We start from the raw sequence: 16,816 nt of genomic DNA on the forward strand, positions 1-16,816 counted from the left end.
GTCGTCATGACGGAACGTCCCGTGCTCAGCATGGAGGAGCTCCGCGCCCGGATCGCGGCCGCCGGCGTGCCCATCCTGGAGGCACGGCTGGAGATGGTCCGCAAGCTCCTGTCCAACGCGCTGGCGCCGATCCGCGCCGAGGACTGGAGGGCGGCGAGCACGCTGGAGCCCGCCGTCACGTTCAATGCCGGCCGCCCGTCCGGCGGCGCTCCCCTGATCGATTCCGCCGCGCAAGGGCAGGAGCGCAACCCGGCCGCAACCTCATCGGACGATGAGCTCCCGTACGCCGGCATCCGCGCGCTCGGCCGCCGGTTCCGGAAGCGCGAGGTCTCGCCCGTCGAGCTGACGCAGACGCTTCTCCAGCGGATCGCGCGCCTGGAGCCGAAGCTCCACGCGTTCGTCACGCTCACTGCCGACCGCGCGCTCGCCGACGCCAAGGCCGCGGAGGCGGCGCTCCTGCAGGGGGACCCGCGTCCGCTTCTGGGGATCCCCGTCGCCTACAAGGACCTCTACGCCACGCGCGCGATCCGGACGACGGCCGGCTCGGCGGTGCTGGCGGACTGGGTGCCCGTGGAGGACGCGACGTGCGTGACCCGGCTCCAGGCGGCCGGCTGCGTGATGCTGGGCAAGCTCATCACTCACGAGTTCGCCTTCGGCATCCAGTTCCCGGGGCATCGCTTTCTGCCCGCCCGCAACCCGTGGAATCTGGAGCACATCCCGGGTGGCTCGTCGAGCGGATCGGGCGCCGCGCTGGCGGCCGGCCTCGTAGCAGGCTCGCTCGGCTCCGACACCGGCGGCTCGATCCGCGGCCCGGCCGCCTTCTCCGGCATCGTCGGGCTCAAGCCCACCTACGGCCGCTGCAGCCGCGCGGGCGTCGTCACGCTGTCCTGGACGCTCGATCACACCGGCCCGATGGCGCGCACCGTCGAGGACTGCGCCTACCTCCTGGGGGCGCTCGCCGGCCACGATTCCGCCGACCCGGCCTCCAGCCGGGCGCCGGTCGGCGACTACCTGAGTGGGCTGGGGCAGGGGATCCGGGGGCTGCGGGTCGGCGTGCCGCGCGCCTACTTCCTCGAGGGCATCCAGCCCGAGGTGGTGGCGGCGTTCGAGCAGGCGCTGGGGACGCTGCGCGAGCTGGGCGCGAGCGTTGCGGACGTCGAGATCCCATCGATCTGGACGGCGCCGGCCTACATGGCGATCATGCTCTCCGAAGCGTTCGCCTACCACGAGCGCGACCTGCGCGAGCGGCCGCACCTCTACGGCGAGGGCCTGCGGGACAAGCTCCTGGCCGGCGGCGTCTTCTCGGGCAGCGAGTACGTGCAGGCGCAGCGGCTGCGGGCGCGCCTCCAAGCCGAGATGCTCGAAGCCCTCCGGCGCGTGGACGTCCTCGCCACCCCGACGATGCCGAGCCCGGCCTTGCCGTTCTCGGTCGTGCACGACCCGGACCTGCCGTATCCGTTTCCCAAGAGCAACACGGCGCCGTTCAACATGGCCGGCCTGCCGGCGCTCGCGCTCCCCTGCGGATTCTCGAGCACCGGACTGCCGCTCTCGCTCCAGCTCGCCGGGCGGCCGTTCGATGAGGCCACCGTGCTGCGCGTCGGGCACTCCTACGAGCAGGCGACCGAGTGGCATCGCCGTCGCCCGCCCGTGTGACGGGCGGCGGCGCTCAACGCGGGGAGGGACGCGGCCTACCAGAACTCGCGCGAGGCGAGCCGCGCGCCTTCGGCCATACTGCGCAGCTTGGCCCACACGATATCCGGATCGACGGCGGCCTGGCCCACCCAGGTTCCGAAACCGCAGTCGGTCCCGACCAGGACGTTTTCACGGCCGACCAGCCGCGCATAGCGGCTGATGCGCTCGGCCACCAGCTCGGGGTGCTCGATGAAGTTGGTGGTCGAGTCGAGGACCCCGGGGATGATGACCTTGCCTTCCGGCAGCTTGACCCGCTCGAACACCCGCCACTCGTGGGCGTGACGCGGGTTGGCGGCCTCGAAGGACACGCCGCTGGGCCGTGCCCTGAACACGATGTCGAGGATGTCCGCCAGCGGCACGTCGTAGTGATGCGGCCCCTCGTAGTTGCCCCAGCAAAGATGCATGCGCAGCTGCTCGGGCGGGATGTTGGCCAGGGCCTGGTTGAGGGCCTCGACGTGCAGGAGCGCCATCTTACGGAATTCCTCGAGGCTGAGGCCGGCGAACTGGATGTGCCGGCCCATGGCCAGGTCCGGGCAGTCGACCTGGAGCACCAGGCCCGCCTGCGCCACGGTCTCGTACTCGCGCTTCATCGCGTCGGCAATGGCGGCCAGGTACGCCTCGTGGCTCCCGTAGTGGTCGTTTCGGAAGAACAGGGAGATGACGCCTGGTGAGGCCGCGGACATGAAGGCGTCCTGGGCCTTGACCTCGCCGAGCGCCGCCCTCAAGTTGTCCACGTCGGTCTGCGCGGCCCGGGTGTCGCGCACGGTGATCGGGCCCGTGCAGGCGGGCGTCTTGCGCCGCGCGCGGCCGGGATCGCCGAACACGCGCCGGGCCATCGCGGGAAAGTCCACCAAGTCCTGGTACTGAAGCGGCTGGCTCGTGCCGCCGAACCCGCTCAGCCGGTCCTTGATGTAGGTGGCGTAGCTCGGCTTGCTGAACTCGCCGTCGTTGACGATGTCGACGCCGGCCCCGGTCTGCTTGCGCACGACCTCCGCCACCGCCGACCGGACGCGGGCGCCCAGAGCCGCCGGGTCGACCGGCACACCTTCGTCCTTCGCGAACATCGTCTGGATCAGATCGTCCGGCCGGGGCAGGCTGCCGGTATGCGTGGTCAGGAAGCGCTCGGTGCTGCGTTTCATGGGTGCCGCTTATATCACGGGGGGACGGCCACCGCCAATGCGAGGAGGACGAGCGGCGCGACCGGAGGACCCCTCTCGTCCGGGGAGGGCCGATCGCTTAAGATCTAGACGCGCCTTGGACAACCCGTCTCCGTGGAGGGCACGTCGATGAAGCGAGCGCTCGCGGCCCTCGCGCTGGCGAGTTCGGCGTGCGCTTCGAGTCCCGGGCTCTCCAGTCGCGACGAGGTCATCCGGCTGATCCTCCCCTCGACGGTCCAGCTTCGCTGTGAACGTGAGGGGGGTGGCCGCCGGGCCGGCTCCGGGGTCGTTCTCGCCGTAGACGCTAAAACCCGCCGCACCTGGATCCTCACCACCCGACATTTTCTGGAGCCGCTCGCGAAGCAAGACATTTTCGTGACCATTCCGGGCCGAAGGGAGCGCGTGAGGGCCAAGGTGGCGGCGCTGAGCAGCGATTCCGACCTGGCGCTCCTGGAGGCGGAGGGGATCAGCTTGCCCCCGGCCAAGCTCAAGGAGACGGCCAAGCTCGGCGACGACGTATGGATCGTCGCCTTCCCGTGGGGGCGTCGCCTGACGGTCGTCGGCGGCGTCGTCAGCCAGATCGGCCCCGAAGCGGGAGAGGCGCCCGTCGAGGGACCGGCCCGGATGGTCGATGCCTCGGTCAGCTATGGGGCGAGCGGGGGCGGCGTGTTCGACGCGGAGACCGGTGCGCTCATCGGGGTCGTGGAGAGCCACCGCACGGCTCGGGTGACCACCCCGGGCCCGCCCGAGCAGGTCCTGGAGATCCCGGTTCCTGGGGAGACGACGCTGATCTCTTCGGAGTCGATCCTTCGCTTCGTCGAACGCTCGGGGTTGCAGCAGTTGATCCGCAAATGAGGACGGGCATGCCCGCTGGCGGACATGCCCGTCCGATGAGCGGAGACGACTACTTCACTTCGACGCTGGTGGCGATGTTCTTTCCGTCGCGCTCCTCGTAGGAAACCTTCACGTCGGCCCCCTGCTTCAGCATGTCCATCGAGACTCCCTCGGCTACCGACAGCGTGGTGCCGTTATCGAGGACGATGGTCCGGTCCGACGTGTCGAGGGTCTGGATCTTGCCCTCGATCTCTCCCGCCCAGGCTCCGGCGAAGGACAGTGCGAGCATGATGATCAGCGCGATGCCTAGCGACTTCAACATCGGGAAACCCTCCTTGCGAGGTGTAGGGGTGTAGGTAGGAGTGTTCGTGTACGCAACCGAGTCTACTGAAGGCGAAGGGCTTCTTCAAGCCGAGGCCGGTCAATCGGCCGCCAGCCGGTAGCCGACACCGGGCTCGGTGAGGAGATAGCGGGGGCGGGCCGGCTCGATTTCGAGCTTGTGGCGCAGGTGGGCCATGTAAACGCGAACGTAGTGGGCCTGGTCGGTATGCGTCGGCCCCCAGACCTCGCGCAGCAATTGCTGGTGGGTGACGACCTTTCCGGCGTGGCGGACGAGGGTCGTCAGGAGCTTGTACTCGATCGGAGTAAGGTGCATGTCTCTCCCGCCCACCAACACCTGGCGAGCGGAAAGGTTTACCTGCAGCTCGCCCACCTTGAACGTCGCCTCGCCCTCCTCGTGGGTAGCTCCCACGGCGTGCCGGAGGGCCACGCGGATCCGCGCCAGCAGCTCGCCGGCGGCGAACGGCTTGCTCACGTAATCGTCGGCGCCGGCGTCGAGCGCCGTGACCTTGTCGCGCTCCTGGCCCCGCGCCGACAGGACGATGATCGGGACGGCCGTCCACTCGCGCAGCCGGCGGATCACCTCCAGACCGTCCGTGTCCGGCAAGCCGAGATCGACGATGACGACGTCCGGTTGACGCGAGCCCACTTCCACCAGGCCGTCCGCTCCCGTCGTCGCCTCGAACAACCGGTAGCCCTGGCCCGCCAGCGTGGCTCTTAAAAATCGCCGGATCTGCGGCTCGTCCTCGATGAGGACGACGACCGGATCAGGCATCGGCGGGCACCGAGGCGGGGGGCGTTTCTGTCAGGGGCAGCGTGAACAGGAACGCGACGCCACCCTCGGGAAGGTTCTGGGCCCAGATGTGCCCCCCGTGCGCCTGGACGACGCCGTGGCAGATGGCCAGGCCGAGACCGGCGCCCCGCCGCCCCTCCGGGGCCGCACGGTAGAACTTCTCGAAGACCCGGTCCTCCTCGCCCTTCGGCAGCCCCGGGCCATGGTCGGCGACCTCCACGGTGACCTTGCGCTCGGTCGCAGTCGCGATGATCCGGATCGCGCTCTCGGCGGACGTGTACTTGACGGCGTTGTCGAGCAGGTTCACCAAGACCTGCTCGATGAGCACGTCGTCGATGGCGACGAGCGGCAGATCGGGCGGGATGTTCACGGTGACGCGACGGGTGCCGAGCGCCTTGGCCAGGCGCCCCAGCGCGGCCCCGACCACCTCCTCCAGCGGATGCCAGTCGCGGCGGAGCTGCAGCGCGCCCGACTCCAGCCGCGTCATCTCTAACAAGTTATGGACGAGGCGGTTCAAGCGCTCGGCTTCGTCGCGCACGGATTCCAGCAGCTCGTGCCGGGTCCGCTGGTCCAGGTGCGCTCCGCTGTCCAGGATCGTCGTGGCGGCGCCCGTAATCGCGGCCAGCGGCGTTCGGAGGTCGTGGGAGACCGAGGTGAGCAGCGAGTTGCGGAGCCGCTCCGCTTCGGCGCGCACGCGGGCGTCCTGGGCTTCGTCGGCCAGGCGCGCGCGCTCGAGGGCGAGCGCCGTCTGGTTGACGAAGGTCTCCAGCTGGCGGAGCGGCTCGGGTGCGGCGAAGGCGTCGCGCTGCCGAGGCCGGACGCTCACCACGCCGAGCGGCCCACGGTGACCGGGCAGGGGGAGGTACACGGCGCGCGCCGCCTCCGGCGTCGCCGTCCCCAATCCGGTCGGTTGGCCGTGCTCGAAAACCCATCGGCTCAGCTTGAGGTCGTCCCGCTCGACCAGGAACCCGCCGTCCTTCCGGCTGACCCGGAGGTTGCCGTCGGCGTCGGGCAAAAACACTGCGGCCTCCGCTCCGAAGACGTCCCCGATATGTCGCGCTGCGATGGCCACCAGCTCGTCGACGGCGCCTGCCTGCGCGAGCTCCCGACTCATGGCATAGAGCGCGGCTGTCCGCTGCTCGCGCTGTCGGGCCGCCTCCGCCTGGATCCGGACGCGGATCGTCAGCCCGCTGATGACGAGGCCCACCACCAGCATGATGGCGAAGGTCAGCAGGTACTGCGGGTCGGCGACGGCGAAGGTGAGGTAGGGCGGGACGAAGAAGTAATCGAAGACCGCGACGCTCACGACCACGGCGAAGACCGACGGGCCGCGCCCGTAACGGGTGGCGATGACGACGATAGCCAGCAGGTACGTCATGATGAGGTTCGCCCGCTCGAAGAAGGGGAACATCAGCCAGGAGATCCCGGTGGCCACCGCGACGGCGGCGACGACTTGCCCGTATCCGGCCGCTATCCAGGCACGAACCGCGCGCACATAGGGAGTGTAGCGCCCTTCGGGCCCGGGGTCGCGGACGGTCAGCGGAGAACGCTGGTGACCACGGCGACCTTTTCGGCGTCCCGCGGCCGCTGCGGGGGCCGCGAGGCGATCAGACGCACGGTGATCGTGCTCCGAGCGCAGGCGCACCAGTCGACCTGGTCGAGCGCGGCGCGGTTCGCCCGCACCCACCACGCCATCGCGCCGAAGGCGACGCCGGCCGTCCCGCCCCCGAGCGCGATCCGGAGCGCGGGCGCCAGCCCCGAGCGGTCGATCAGCGCGAAGGCCGCCACGGTGGGCGGCAGGATCGCGTAGAGGCGGCCCCAGCGGGGCCGAGGCTTCATCGCCGGTCTCGGCGGCTTCATGACCTCAGCGTGCCAGGTCGGTCGTAAAGACGGTCTCAAGAAGCGGCCGCGGACCGTAAAAATCGCGTAAAAATCCCCGGTCCACCTTCTGACGCGCCCGCTCTGCGGGTAGAGTCGTGGGCGGTATGCGGATCACTCTCCTGAAACAGCTGCTGGTCGGGCCGCCCATGCCGCTCGCCCAGGCGCGGCACGAGCGGCTGGGCAAGGCGGTGGCGCTGGCCGTGTTCGCCTCCGACCCCTTGTCGTCGGTCGCCTACGCGACCGAAGAAATTCTCCTGGTCCTCATCCTCGCCGGCAGCGCGGCCCTCAGCTATTCGCTGCCTGTCGCGCTCGGCATCGCCGCGCTGCTGGCCGTGGTCGTCATCTCGTACCGCCAGACGGTCGCCGCCTACCCACAGGGGGGCGGCGCCTACCTGGTTGCGAAGGACAACCTCGCTGTGCTCCCGGCGCTCACCGCGGCTGCGGCCCTGCTGACCGACTACGTCCTGACGGTTTCTGTGTCAGTCGTGGCCGGAATCGCAGCGCTGACGTCGGCGGTGCCGGCGCTCCTTCCCTATCGGGTGATCCTGAGTGTCCTCGCCGTCGGTGGGATCGCGCTGGGAAACCTCCGCGGGGTCCGCGAATCCGGCCGGATGTTCGCCGCCCCGACCTACGTCTTCGTCATCAGCATTCTGGGCATGGTCGGCTACGGTCTCGTCGCCGCCATCTTCGATTGGCTTCCCGAGGCGCCCTACGAGCCCCATCCCCCCGGGCTCGAAGGCGTCGGGCTGTTCCTGTTCCTGAGAGCGTACGCCGCCGGCTGCACCGCGCTGACGGGCGTCGAGGCGGTCTCCAACGGCGTGCCGGCCCTGAAGCCCCCCGAAGGACGAAACGCACAGACCGTCATGACCTGGCTCGGCGTGATCTCGATCACGATGTTCCTGGGAATCACCTATCTGGCCTACGACTTCGGGATCATCCCGGGCGGCGACGAGACCGTGGTGTCGAAGATCGCCCGCCGGGTGTTCGGCACTGGGGTGCCGTATTACGCGGTCCAAGCGGCGACCATGCTGATCCTGCTCCTGGCCGCCAACACGTCCTACGCGGACTTCCCACGCCTCTCGTCGATCCTCGCGCGCGACCGCTTCGTGCCCAGGCAGTTCGCGAACCAGGGCGACCGGCTCGTCTTCTCGAACGGCATCCTGATCCTGAGCGGGTTCGCCATCCTCTTGATCGCGGTCTTCGGGGGCGATACCCACGCCCTGCTGCCCCTCTACGCGATCGGCGTGTTCATCTCCTTCACGCTCTCGCAGGGCGGTATGGTGCGCCGCTGGCTGCGGCTCCGGGAGAAGGGCTGGCGCTGGCGCGTGTGGGTCAACGGGGTGGGGGCGGTCGTGACCGGGATCGTGCTGCTCACGCTCGCCGTCACGAAGTTCGGCGAAGGCGCCTGGATCGTCATCGTCGTCATCCCCATTCTGGTCGTCATCTTCCTGGTGATGCACCGGCACTACGAAGAGGTGGCCAGGGAGCTTTCGCTCGAAGGGCTGGAGGGCCCACCGCAGTTCCAGCATACGGTGCTCGTGCTCATCGGCGACGTCCACCGGGGCGTCGTGCGCGCGGTGCAATACGCCAGGACGCTGGCTCCCACCGCCGCCGTGCGGGCGGTCTACGTGGAGACCGACCCCGCGCGCACCGCCAGGCTCGAAGAGAAGTGGAGCAAGTGGGGACTCGGCGTTCCCCTGGTCGTCCTGGCGTCGCCCTACCGGTCGATTTTGCGCCCGCTGCTGGACTACGTGGACCAGATCCAATCGCGGGGCGACGATCAAATGGTCACGATCGTGCTGCCGGAGTTTCTGCCGCGGAAATGGTGGCAGCACCTGCTGCACAACCAGACCGCCCTGCTCGTCAAGGGCGCGCTCCTGTTTCGGAAGAACACCGTGGTCGCCGACGTGCCGTACCTGCTCAGGCACTGATGGTGGGGGTCGCCACCCCTGGGGCCGGCGCGGAATTGTTCCAGTGGATTTTGTCCCGCGCCCGGGGTAGGATTCGGCGCCCCCAGTCACCGGGGCAGGAGGACCGCCTACGACACTCTCCAGACCGTCGGGCCGGCGTCACGAGCTGTCATTCCGCCAGAGCTTCGTTCGATGCCGCGAGTGCGGCCAGGAGGTCGACACGCTGAGCGTATGGCTGGAGGAGCCCTGCGCCGGGCGCGAAGCAAGTTCCCAGCCACCGCTGGAGCAGGGCGCCCGCGATGAAGGAGACAACCGCCTTTAGGCGTTGATCGCGACCGCTCCCCCGCCTCCCGGAGCTGCCCCGCCCCCTCCGAAGATCGTTGAGATACGCGCCTCGCCCATCCTACAATCGATCTGAGCTGAACCACGAACCCGAAAGGAGGCGCCAATTATGCAGAGGAGCCATCTCTTCGCCCTCTCTCTCGCAATAGGCTTGCTCTCCGGGTGTGTCTCGGAGTCCAAGTACCAGGCTCTGGAGACGAAGACTTCAGCGGAGCGCGCGGCGCTGGTGAAGGACATAGCGGGACTCCGGTCTCAGACGGCCAGCCTGCGCGAAGATGTCGCCCGTCGGGAGGCGCAGGTGGCGTCCCTCAACCAGCAGACGACCGACCTGGAGGCTCAGAAGACGGCGCTGGACGCCCAAAAGACGGCGCTGGAGCGGCAGATCGCCGCCCTCAATGACCGCCTGGCCGACACCCAGAAGCGCGCGACAGAGACGACCGCGCAGAAGGACGAAGAAATCAACCGTCTCAAGGGGACCTACGACAATCTCGTCAAGGACCTCCAGGGCGAGATCTCGAAGGGGCAGATAAAGGTCACCCAGATCCGGGACAAGCTGTCCGTCCAGTTGGTGGAGAAGATTCTCTTCGACTCGGGCAAGGCGGAGATCAAGACCGAAGGCAAGGACGTCCTGGTCAAGGTCGGCAAGGTTCTCCGTCCGGTGAAGGACAAGCAGATCCGCATCGAAGGCTATACGGACTCGGTGCCGATCAGCGCCGCCCTCCGCCAGCAGTTCCCCACCAACTGGGAGCTCTCGACCCAGCGGGCGACCACGGTGCTCCGCTTCTTGCAGGACAAAGGCGGCGTGGAGGGCAAGTATCTCTCGGCGGTCGGCTATGGCCCCTTCCGGCCCGTCGCCAGCAACCAAACGCTGGAGGGGCGCGCCGAGAACCGCCGGATCGAGATCGTCCTGACCCCGCTCGACGTCAAGGACGTCCTGGGCGAGCTGCGCTGAGCGCGTCGGGGGTCCCGCCCGGGGGGACCCCCGCCTTTCTTTTCCGCTTCGCCGTGGTATGATCCCCCGCGTCATGGCGCAACGACTGCCGGAGCTCGTGGGACGCGCGATGATCGACCCGGAATTCCTGGCCGACCTGCAGCGCGCGCCCGAGTCCGTCCTGGCCAGCTACGAGTTGACGGACGACGAGCGTGCCGCCATCCGCACCGCGCTGGTCCGCCTGACCCAGACGCCGACCACCCAGCGCGCGCAGGCCTTTCGCACCGCGCTCCTCCGCCGCGTCGCCACCTGAGCGGGGCGGCCCGCGGTGTCGAGTCCCGCCGAGACCGCCGCGTTCCTCAAGACCGTCCGCCTGTTCAAGGAGTTCGCCCAGCCGGAGCTGCTGGCCTTCGCCTCGCGTCTGCGCGAGCGGGCGCTCCGGAAGGGGCAGGTCCTGTTTCGCGAGGGGGACGCCGGTCAGGAGATGTTCGTCGTGCGCGGGGGCACCGCGCTCATCTCCAAGGCGGTCACCGGACGCGTCGAGAAGGTGCTGGGGCGGGAGGGGGCCGGCGACTTCTTCGGTGAGATGAGCCTCTTCGACCGCGCCCCGCGCTCGGCCACGGTCCAGGCCGAGACCGACGTGGAGCTGCTCGTCCTCGACCGCGACAACCTGAACCTTCTCATCGAGGTCAACCCGCGCGCGGCCGCCGCCTTCTTCCACGCCCTCGTGCACGTCTTCATCGACCGGCTCCGCGCTTCCGGGAACCTCGTCGCCGAGGTGACGCGCTGGGGCCTGGAGGCCACGGGGCTGGACGTGGAGTCGCGATGACGGTCGGCCCGCCGCCGCGGCGGGCGAAGCTCGAGCTGCTCGTCCGCGGCGACGACGCGGAGAGCTTCGAGGTCCGGGAGGTCGGCAGCGCGGCGGCCTGGCTCCAGCTGCGGCCGACCCGCGTGCCGGAGGACGCCTGGGAGCTCGCCGAGGTGACCTCCCGGGTCGGCCCGCAGCAGAACTTCGTCCTCAAGAACACCCGCACCGATCGCTTCCTGATGCTTTCCGAGCGCGAGCGCTTCCTGTGGGACCACATGGACGGGCGCACGTCGCTGCAGGACCTCGCCACGGCCTACGTGCTCGAGTATGGCGCGTTCGATTTCGAGGTGATTCCCGCGCTCATCCGCAAGCTCCAGCGGGCCGAGCTGCTCACGCTCACGCCGGCCTCCGTGCTCCGCCGGGTCCTGGCTCGCAACCGCCGGCGCTGGCTGCTCCAGATGGCGGAGCGGGCGCTGACCGCGCTGGAGCGGATCAACGTCTCCAGCCGAGGGGTGCAGCCGTTCTTCGAGCGGCTCTATCGCGGGGGCGGCTTTCTCCTCTTCACGCGCGCCGCCGTCGTGCTCTGCCTCCTGCTGGGGGCAGTCGGGATCGTCGCCGGCGTGCGACTGTGGCCCGAGGCCGACGCCATCGCCCAAGGCCTCGGCGCCAACCCCGTGAAGGCGATCCTAGTCGTCAAGCTGTTCTTCTTCGTGACGGTGGCGTTGCACCAGATCGTCCACGGCCTGGCCCTCGTCCATTACGGCCGCCGCGTCCGCGAGTTCGGCTTCACCTTCTTGCACGGCTTCGTCCCGACGTTCTACGTGGACGTCACAGACATCTTCATGGCCAGCCGGCGGGCCCGGGTGGTCACCGCGCTCTCGGGCACGCTGGTGCACCTCGTCCTGGGGGCGCTGTGGTTCGTGCTCGCCGCGCGGCTGCCGGCCGGGTTCGCCCAGGCCTTCTGCGCCACCTCGGGCATGATCCAGTGGCAGGCTTTCGTCATCGCGCTCTATCCCTGCTGCTTCATCGAGATGGACGGCTACCACGTGCTCGTCGACCTGCTGGGCGTCCCCACCCTCAAGCAGGACGCGCTGGCCTACGTGGGGTCGCTCTTCCGGGCCGCGCCGGTCGTCCCCTGGGGCCGGGAGGCCGGGCTCTGGATCGGCTACGTCGCCGTCTCCACCGTCTCCGTGGCCGCCTTCGTGGCGTTCAACGTCTGGGTGATCGTGCACGCGACGACCTGAGGGTCGCGGTCGCGGCGAGCGGGTCGGGCCGCCGCGACGATGGCGCTCAGCTCGCCGCGTCGGCCAGCAACGCTTCGACCGCGGTGGTGATGGCGCGCGCGTCCGTCCCGGCGGCGGGCAGAGTCGTCGACGAGAGCCGCGTGCGCTGCTCGGCCTCGCCCAGAGCCGCCACCCGGGCCTGGGCGCGAGCCCGCAGCGCGTCCGCCAGCAGCAGCGCGATCTCGCTGAGCGCGGCCAGCGCGGTGGCGGCCTCCTGGGGGGGTGATTGTGCCTCCCGCAGCAGCTCGCGGAGACGCTCGCGCACGCGCGTCGACACGCGCGCGCCGTTGCCGCGCACCTCGAGCAGGTCTCCGGGGACCGGGCCCCACTCGAGCGCCAGCTCCTGCGCGTCCGCCCGGATGAACGGCGCCAGCGGGGCGGCGCTGGTCGCCGCCACGACCGCGCCGATGCCGCCCGCCACGGCGTCGGCCAGGGGCCGCGTGCCCGAGGCGGGCGGCGCGTCCTCGGCGAGGCGTGTCACCTCGCCCTCACGTGTCAGCTCCAGGTGATCGGCCACGGGGCCACCGAGGACCCAGAGCGAGCAGCGCACGCGGTCCTCGACGTCCCGCACCCGGCGGGGCGCGTGGCGCGCGATGCCCTCCCAGTCCGGCCGGTAGTACGGGCGACCACGCCAGACCACCTTCTCGATGCGCCCGCGGAGCTGCACGTACGCGCCCTCGGGCGTGAAGACGCGCTCGTGCGGGGCGGGGCGCCAGGCGAGCGAGAGGTCCATGAAGGCCGCCAGCGGATCGTCCGTGGACGTCTCGTAGCGGAACGACTCCAGAAGGGCGAGGAAGAGCTGCTCCGTCGGATAGGGGCCGCCATACGCGATGCCGGTGCGCCGCTGGTCGGCGGCCAGCGCCGCGATCAGGTTCAGGACGGCGATCCCCCCGCTCGGCGGCAGCCGGCCGGGCTCGGCGAGCGTCGGGATCCGGTCGATGCCGGCGTAGTCGAGCGCGTCGTAGACGGTGAGGGGCGTGCCGGCCGCTCCCACGCGCTCGGCGTGCCAGACGCGGTCGGAGAGTCCCCAGGGGGCGTCCGCCGCCGCCCGTGGCTCGATACGCAGCCACGAGCGGTCGGCGATGCGGACCCACGCCGCCGCGAGAGTGTCGGCCGACCAGCGGAGGGCGCAGAGCGGCGCGCCGTGGCGGTCGAGCTCCAGCGCGCGGCGCCGGGGCCCTCCGGGGGGCGGCGCGTAGCCGACGATGGTGCCGTGAGCCTCGACGACGAAGTCGCCCGCGCCGGCCTGGCCCCCGAGGGCCCGCCGCAGATGCGCGGCGGTCGCGGGACCGACGGCCCCCGCCAGCTCGTCGTCGAGCCGCGACAGGAGCCGCGCGGCGTGTCCGACGTCCACGGAGCGGATGATACAATGCACGAGTGGATAACAAGATCGAGGTGCTGACCTCCGCGTGATGAATCCCGAGGAGCTGATCTGGCGCTCCGCGCTGGAGCTCGTCGACCTCGTTCGGTCCAAGCAGCTCTCACCGGTCGAGATCACCGAGGCGGTGCTCGCGCGCATCGAGGCCCTCAATCCCCGCCTGAACGCCGTCTGCCTCGTGGCCCACGATGCCGCCCGCCGCGCCGCCCGGGAGGCCGAGATCGCCGTGGTCAAGCGTGAGCCGCTGGGGCCGCTACAGGGCGCGCCCGTCTCCATCAAGGACGTCATCTTCACGCGCGGCCTGCGCACGACCGGTGGCTCGCGCCTGTTCGCCGAGGTCGTGCCCGAGGAGGACGCGGTGGCGGTGGCGCGCCTGCGCGCGGCCGGGGCCGTCATCACGGGCAAGACCAACACGTCGGAGTTCGGCCACAAGGCCGTCACCGAGAACCCGCTGTTCGGGATCACGCGCAACCCCTGGAACCTCGAACTGACGCCGGGCGGCTCCAGCGGGGGCGCCGCGGCAGCGGTGGCCGCCGGCCTGGGGCCGCTCGGCCTCGGCACGGACGGGGGTGGATCCATCCGCATTCCGGCCGCGTTCTGCGCGGTGTACGGCTTCAAGCCCTCCTGGGGACGCGTGCCTCAGCATCCGGGCTTTCCGGGCTGGGACTACGTCGGCTGCACGGGCCCCATCACGCGGACCGTGCGCGACGCCGCGCTCGTGCTCGACGTCATCGCCGGGGGGGACGATCGCGATCGCTACTCGCTGCCCCGCGAGGCGGGCTCCTATCTGGAGGCCTGCGACGAGGAGATCAAGGGCTTCCACGTCGCCTGGACCGCCGACCTCGGCTATGCGGCGGTCGACCCGCGCGTCCAGGCGGTCTGCGAGAACGCGGCGGCCGAGTTCGAGGCGCTCGGCTGTCACGTCGAGGTGGTGAATCCGGGCTGGGACAGTCCCGAGGAGGTCTTCGGCACGCTGATCGCGGCGCAGTTCTACGCGCACTGGTCCGATCACCTTCCGGCCGCCGAGGCGCTGCTCGATCCGACGCTGGTGAAGCTCATCCGGCGCGGGGGCGCAATCAGCGCGCGTGATTACCTCGTCGCCGCCGAGCGCGTGAAGGGCTACTGGAGCGAGGTGCAGGGTTTCCTGGCGCGCTTCGACCTGCTGCTCACGCCGACCGTCGCCGTGCCGCCGTTTGCCGCCGGTCAGGCGCCGCCGCGGGAGATCGCCGGCCAGGACGTCTCGGTGCTGGGCTGGATGCCTTTCACCTATCCGTTCAATCTCACGGGCCAGCCCGCGGCCAGCGTGCCGGCGGGCTTCACGGACGACGGCTTGCCCGTCGGCCTGCAAATCATCGGGCGGCGCCACGCCGACCGGGCGGTGCTGGCCGCGTCGGCGGCCTACGAGACGGCGTGCCCGTGGAGTGAGCGGCGCCCGCCGCTGTGACCACGCCCGAGCCGCGGCACCGCCCGGGGCTGACGCCGGTCGCGCGCTGGGCCCTGGTTTCCGTCTTTCTCGCCGCGGCCCTCGTTTTCGTCGTCTGGCTCGTCGTGACCGATGCCCCGAGCATCCGCCTGGTCGTCCGGCTCTACCGCGACAAGCAATTTCTCAAAGACACCGTCGCCTCGTGGGGGTGGCTGGCCCCCGTGGTCTTCGTCGTCATCCAGGCGCTCCAGGTGGTCGTCTCGCCCGTGCCCGGCGAGATGACCGGACCGGTGGGCGGGGCGCTGTTCGGCACGTGGTGGGGCCTGGTCTACTCGACGCTCGGCCTCACGATCGGGACGCTCTTCTGCTTCTGGGTGGGGCGCAAGTGGGGCGAGCCGCTCGTGCGGCCGTGGCTCAGCGAGCACAACTGGAACCGGCTGAACTTCATCCTCGAGGCCGAGGGCGCCATTCTCTGCTTCATCCTCTATCTCACGCCCGGCTTTCCCAAGGACATCATCTCGTACCTGTTCGGCATCAGCCCGATGCCGTTCTGGCTCTTCGCGCTCGTCTCCACCCTGGGCCGCCTGCCCGGCACGTGGATCTCGTCCTACTTCGGCGCCCACGTCGCCGAGCAGCAGTACGTGTACGCCGCGGTCTTCATCGCGCTGATCATGGCCACCTGCTTGCCCCTCTACTACTACCGGGATCGGATCATCAAGCGCTTCCATCGAAAGAGCGCGCCTCCGCAAAAGGTCCAGCGGAAAAGTCCTTGACGCGGGTCGGCCGGCTCCGGTAGAGTGCGGACACGCTCATGACGAACGCGCGCCGACGGCACTTCGGGTTCTTCTTTTATTACTTCGCCGAGGTCCGCCCGGGCGCTCTGACCTAACCGAACAAGAGCCGCGGGCGGACCGAAAGCCCGCGGCGAGACGATCCAGGCCGCGGGCTCAATCCCGCGGCCTTTTGTCTTTTGGGGATCACGGGAGATCGGTAACCGCCGCGCCGGGCCGGAAACCCGGAACGAGATGAGTCGACGTGCGGAGCCACCCGCACCTGCGGCAGGCCACCCACGGTAGAAGCCGTGCTGGCGGACCCCGCTACAAAGGAGAGACCGCGATGATCATCGTGCTGAGGTCGGGATCGACGGACGCCGAGCTCGAAGATGTGTGCCAGCGCATCCGGCGGATGGGGTACACGCCGCACACGATCCGTGGCGAGCTGCGGACCGTGATCGGCGCGGTGGGCGACGACCGTGGCAAGGAGCGGCTCCGGAGCCTCGAATCGCTCGAGTGCGTGGAGCTGGTCCAGCCGATCCTGCAGCCGTTCAAGCTCGCCAGCCGGGAAGTGCGGAGCGAGGCGACGCGGGTGCGCGTGGGCGATGTCACGATCGGTGGCGACCGACTGGTGATCATGGCGGGCCCCTGCTCCGTGGAGTCGCGGGAGCAGTTGCTGGAGGTGGCGGGACGGGTGAAGGAGGCGGGCGCCACGATCTTGCGCGGCGGCGCGTTCAAGCCGCGCACCTCGCCGTACGCCTTCCAGGGCCTGGAAGAGGAGGGGCTGAAGCTCCTGGACGAGGCCAGACGCGAGACGGGCTTGCCGGTCGTGACCGAGGTGATGGAGCCGGACAAGGTCGACGTGGTGGCCGAGCACGCGGACATCCTCCAGATCGGGGCCCGCAACGTGCAGAACTTCTCGTTGCTGCGGAGGGTCGCCGAGACGAAGAAGCCGGTGCTCCTCAAGCGCGGGATGTCGACCTCGATCCAGGAGTGGCTGCTGTCGGCGGAGTACGTGCTGGCCGGCGGTAATCCGAACGTCATCCTGTGTGAGCGCGGCATCCGCACGTTCGAGACGGCCACGCGGTTCACGCTCGATCTCAACGCCGTCCCGGTGGTCAAGAAGCTGTCGCACCTGCCCATCGTGGTCGACCCGTCGCACGGGACGGGGCACTGGGAATACGTGGAATCGATGGCCATGGCGGCCGTGGCGGCGGGCGCCGACGGCCTGATCATCGAGGTGCATCCGCGGCCCGCGGAGGCGCTGTCCGA

The 16,816-nt window shown here is 70.0% G+C and carries 16 protein-coding genes; 10 read left to right on the forward strand and 6 right to left on the reverse strand.

Annotated elements, in window-relative coordinates:
• Positions 1-6 precede the first annotated feature (6 nt).
• Positions 7-1,653 carry an amidase gene (locus VGV13_02295; GenBank protein HEV8639907.1) on the forward strand — a complete coding sequence of 549 codons (1,647 nt, stop codon included), beginning with the start codon at positions 7-9 and terminating at the stop codon, positions 1,651-1,653.
• Between the two features lie 35 nt (positions 1,654-1,688).
• Here the strand turns inward: VGV13_02295 and VGV13_02300 are convergent, their stop codons facing one another.
• A complete protein-coding gene (locus VGV13_02300; protein ID HEV8639908.1) occupies positions 1,689-2,831 on the reverse strand; it encodes a cobalamin-independent methionine synthase II family protein in 1,143 nt (380 codons plus the stop codon).
• Between the two features lie 147 nt (positions 2,832-2,978).
• Between VGV13_02300 and VGV13_02305 the strand changes: the two genes are divergently transcribed.
• Positions 2,979-3,704 carry a serine protease gene (locus VGV13_02305; GenBank protein HEV8639909.1) on the forward strand — a complete coding sequence of 242 codons (726 nt, stop codon included), beginning with the start codon at positions 2,979-2,981 and terminating at the stop codon, positions 3,702-3,704.
• A 49-nt stretch (positions 3,705-3,753) separates the two neighbouring features.
• Here VGV13_02305 and VGV13_02310 read toward each other — a convergent pair whose 3' ends face one another.
• The 4 genes from VGV13_02310 to VGV13_02325 all read right to left on the reverse strand — a co-directional run bounded on the left by VGV13_02310 (position 3,754) and on the right by VGV13_02325 (position 6,654).
• A complete protein-coding gene (locus tag VGV13_02310; protein ID HEV8639910.1) occupies positions 3,754-4,005 on the reverse strand; it encodes a DUF1344 domain-containing protein in 252 nt (83 codons plus the stop codon).
• Positions 4,006-4,104: 99 nt separating this feature from the next.
• Positions 4,105-4,797: a response regulator gene (locus tag VGV13_02315; GenBank protein ID HEV8639911.1), complete on the reverse strand. Its 693-nt coding sequence runs from the start codon at positions 4,795-4,797 to the stop codon at positions 4,105-4,107.
• Entirely contained in the window at positions 4,790-6,310 is a 1,521-nt protein-coding gene (locus VGV13_02320) for a DUF4118 domain-containing protein (GenBank protein ID HEV8639912.1), read from the reverse strand. Before VGV13_02320 ends, VGV13_02315 begins: the two co-directional genes overlap by 8 nt.
• Before the next feature lie 41 nt (positions 6,311-6,351).
• A complete protein-coding gene (locus tag VGV13_02325; GenBank protein ID HEV8639913.1) occupies positions 6,352-6,654 on the reverse strand; it encodes a hypothetical protein in 303 nt (100 codons plus the stop codon).
• 146 nt (positions 6,655-6,800) lie between these two features.
• Here VGV13_02325 and VGV13_02330 point away from each other — a divergent pair, with 146 nt between their 5' ends.
• The 5 genes from VGV13_02330 (at position 6,801) to VGV13_02350 (ending at position 11,931) form a co-directional block, all read left to right on the forward strand.
• Positions 6,801-8,627: an APC family permease gene (locus tag VGV13_02330; GenBank protein HEV8639914.1), complete on the forward strand. Its 1,827-nt coding sequence runs from the start codon at positions 6,801-6,803 to the stop codon at positions 8,625-8,627.
• A 547-nt stretch (positions 8,628-9,174) separates the two neighbouring features.
• On the forward strand, positions 9,175-9,900 hold the full coding sequence (locus tag VGV13_02335) for an OmpA family protein (protein ID HEV8639915.1): 726 nt from the start codon (positions 9,175-9,177) through the stop codon (positions 9,898-9,900).
• Between the two features lie 73 nt (positions 9,901-9,973).
• Entirely contained in the window at positions 9,974-10,192 is a 219-nt protein-coding gene (locus VGV13_02340) for a hypothetical protein (protein HEV8639916.1), read from the forward strand.
• Positions 10,193-10,207: 15 nt separating this feature from the next.
• Positions 10,208-10,708, forward strand: coding sequence for a cyclic nucleotide-binding domain-containing protein (locus tag VGV13_02345; GenBank protein ID HEV8639917.1), 501 nt, complete (start codon positions 10,208-10,210; stop codon positions 10,706-10,708).
• On the forward strand, positions 10,705-11,931 hold the full coding sequence (locus VGV13_02350; GenBank protein ID HEV8639918.1) for a hypothetical protein: 1,227 nt from the start codon (positions 10,705-10,707) through the stop codon (positions 11,929-11,931). The genes VGV13_02345 and VGV13_02350 overlap by 4 nt, the downstream gene beginning before the upstream one ends.
• Before the next feature lie 46 nt (positions 11,932-11,977).
• Here the strand turns inward: VGV13_02350 and VGV13_02355 are convergent, their stop codons facing one another.
• Positions 11,978-13,324 carry a hypothetical protein gene (locus tag VGV13_02355; GenBank protein ID HEV8639919.1) on the reverse strand — a complete coding sequence of 449 codons (1,347 nt, stop codon included), beginning with the start codon at positions 13,322-13,324 and terminating at the stop codon, positions 11,978-11,980.
• A 58-nt stretch (positions 13,325-13,382) separates the two neighbouring features.
• Here VGV13_02355 and VGV13_02360 point away from each other — a divergent pair, with 58 nt between their 5' ends.
• The 3 genes from VGV13_02360 to aroF all read left to right on the forward strand — a co-directional run.
• Entirely contained in the window at positions 13,383-14,792 is a 1,410-nt protein-coding gene (locus VGV13_02360; GenBank protein HEV8639920.1) for an amidase, read from the forward strand.
• Entirely contained in the window at positions 14,789-15,544 is a 756-nt protein-coding gene (locus VGV13_02365; protein ID HEV8639921.1) for a TVP38/TMEM64 family protein, read from the forward strand. Before VGV13_02360 ends, VGV13_02365 begins: the two co-directional genes overlap by 4 nt.
• A 343-nt stretch (positions 15,545-15,887) precedes the next feature.
• Positions 15,888-16,816: 3-deoxy-7-phosphoheptulonate synthase (aroF, locus tag VGV13_02370; GenBank protein ID HEV8639922.1), on the forward strand; the 929-nt coding region annotated here is incomplete at its 3' end.

The sequence above is a fragment of the Candidatus Methylomirabilota bacterium genome (assembly GCA_036001065.1).
GTDB lineage: Bacteria > Methylomirabilota > Methylomirabilia > Rokubacteriales > CSP1-6 > MNEF01.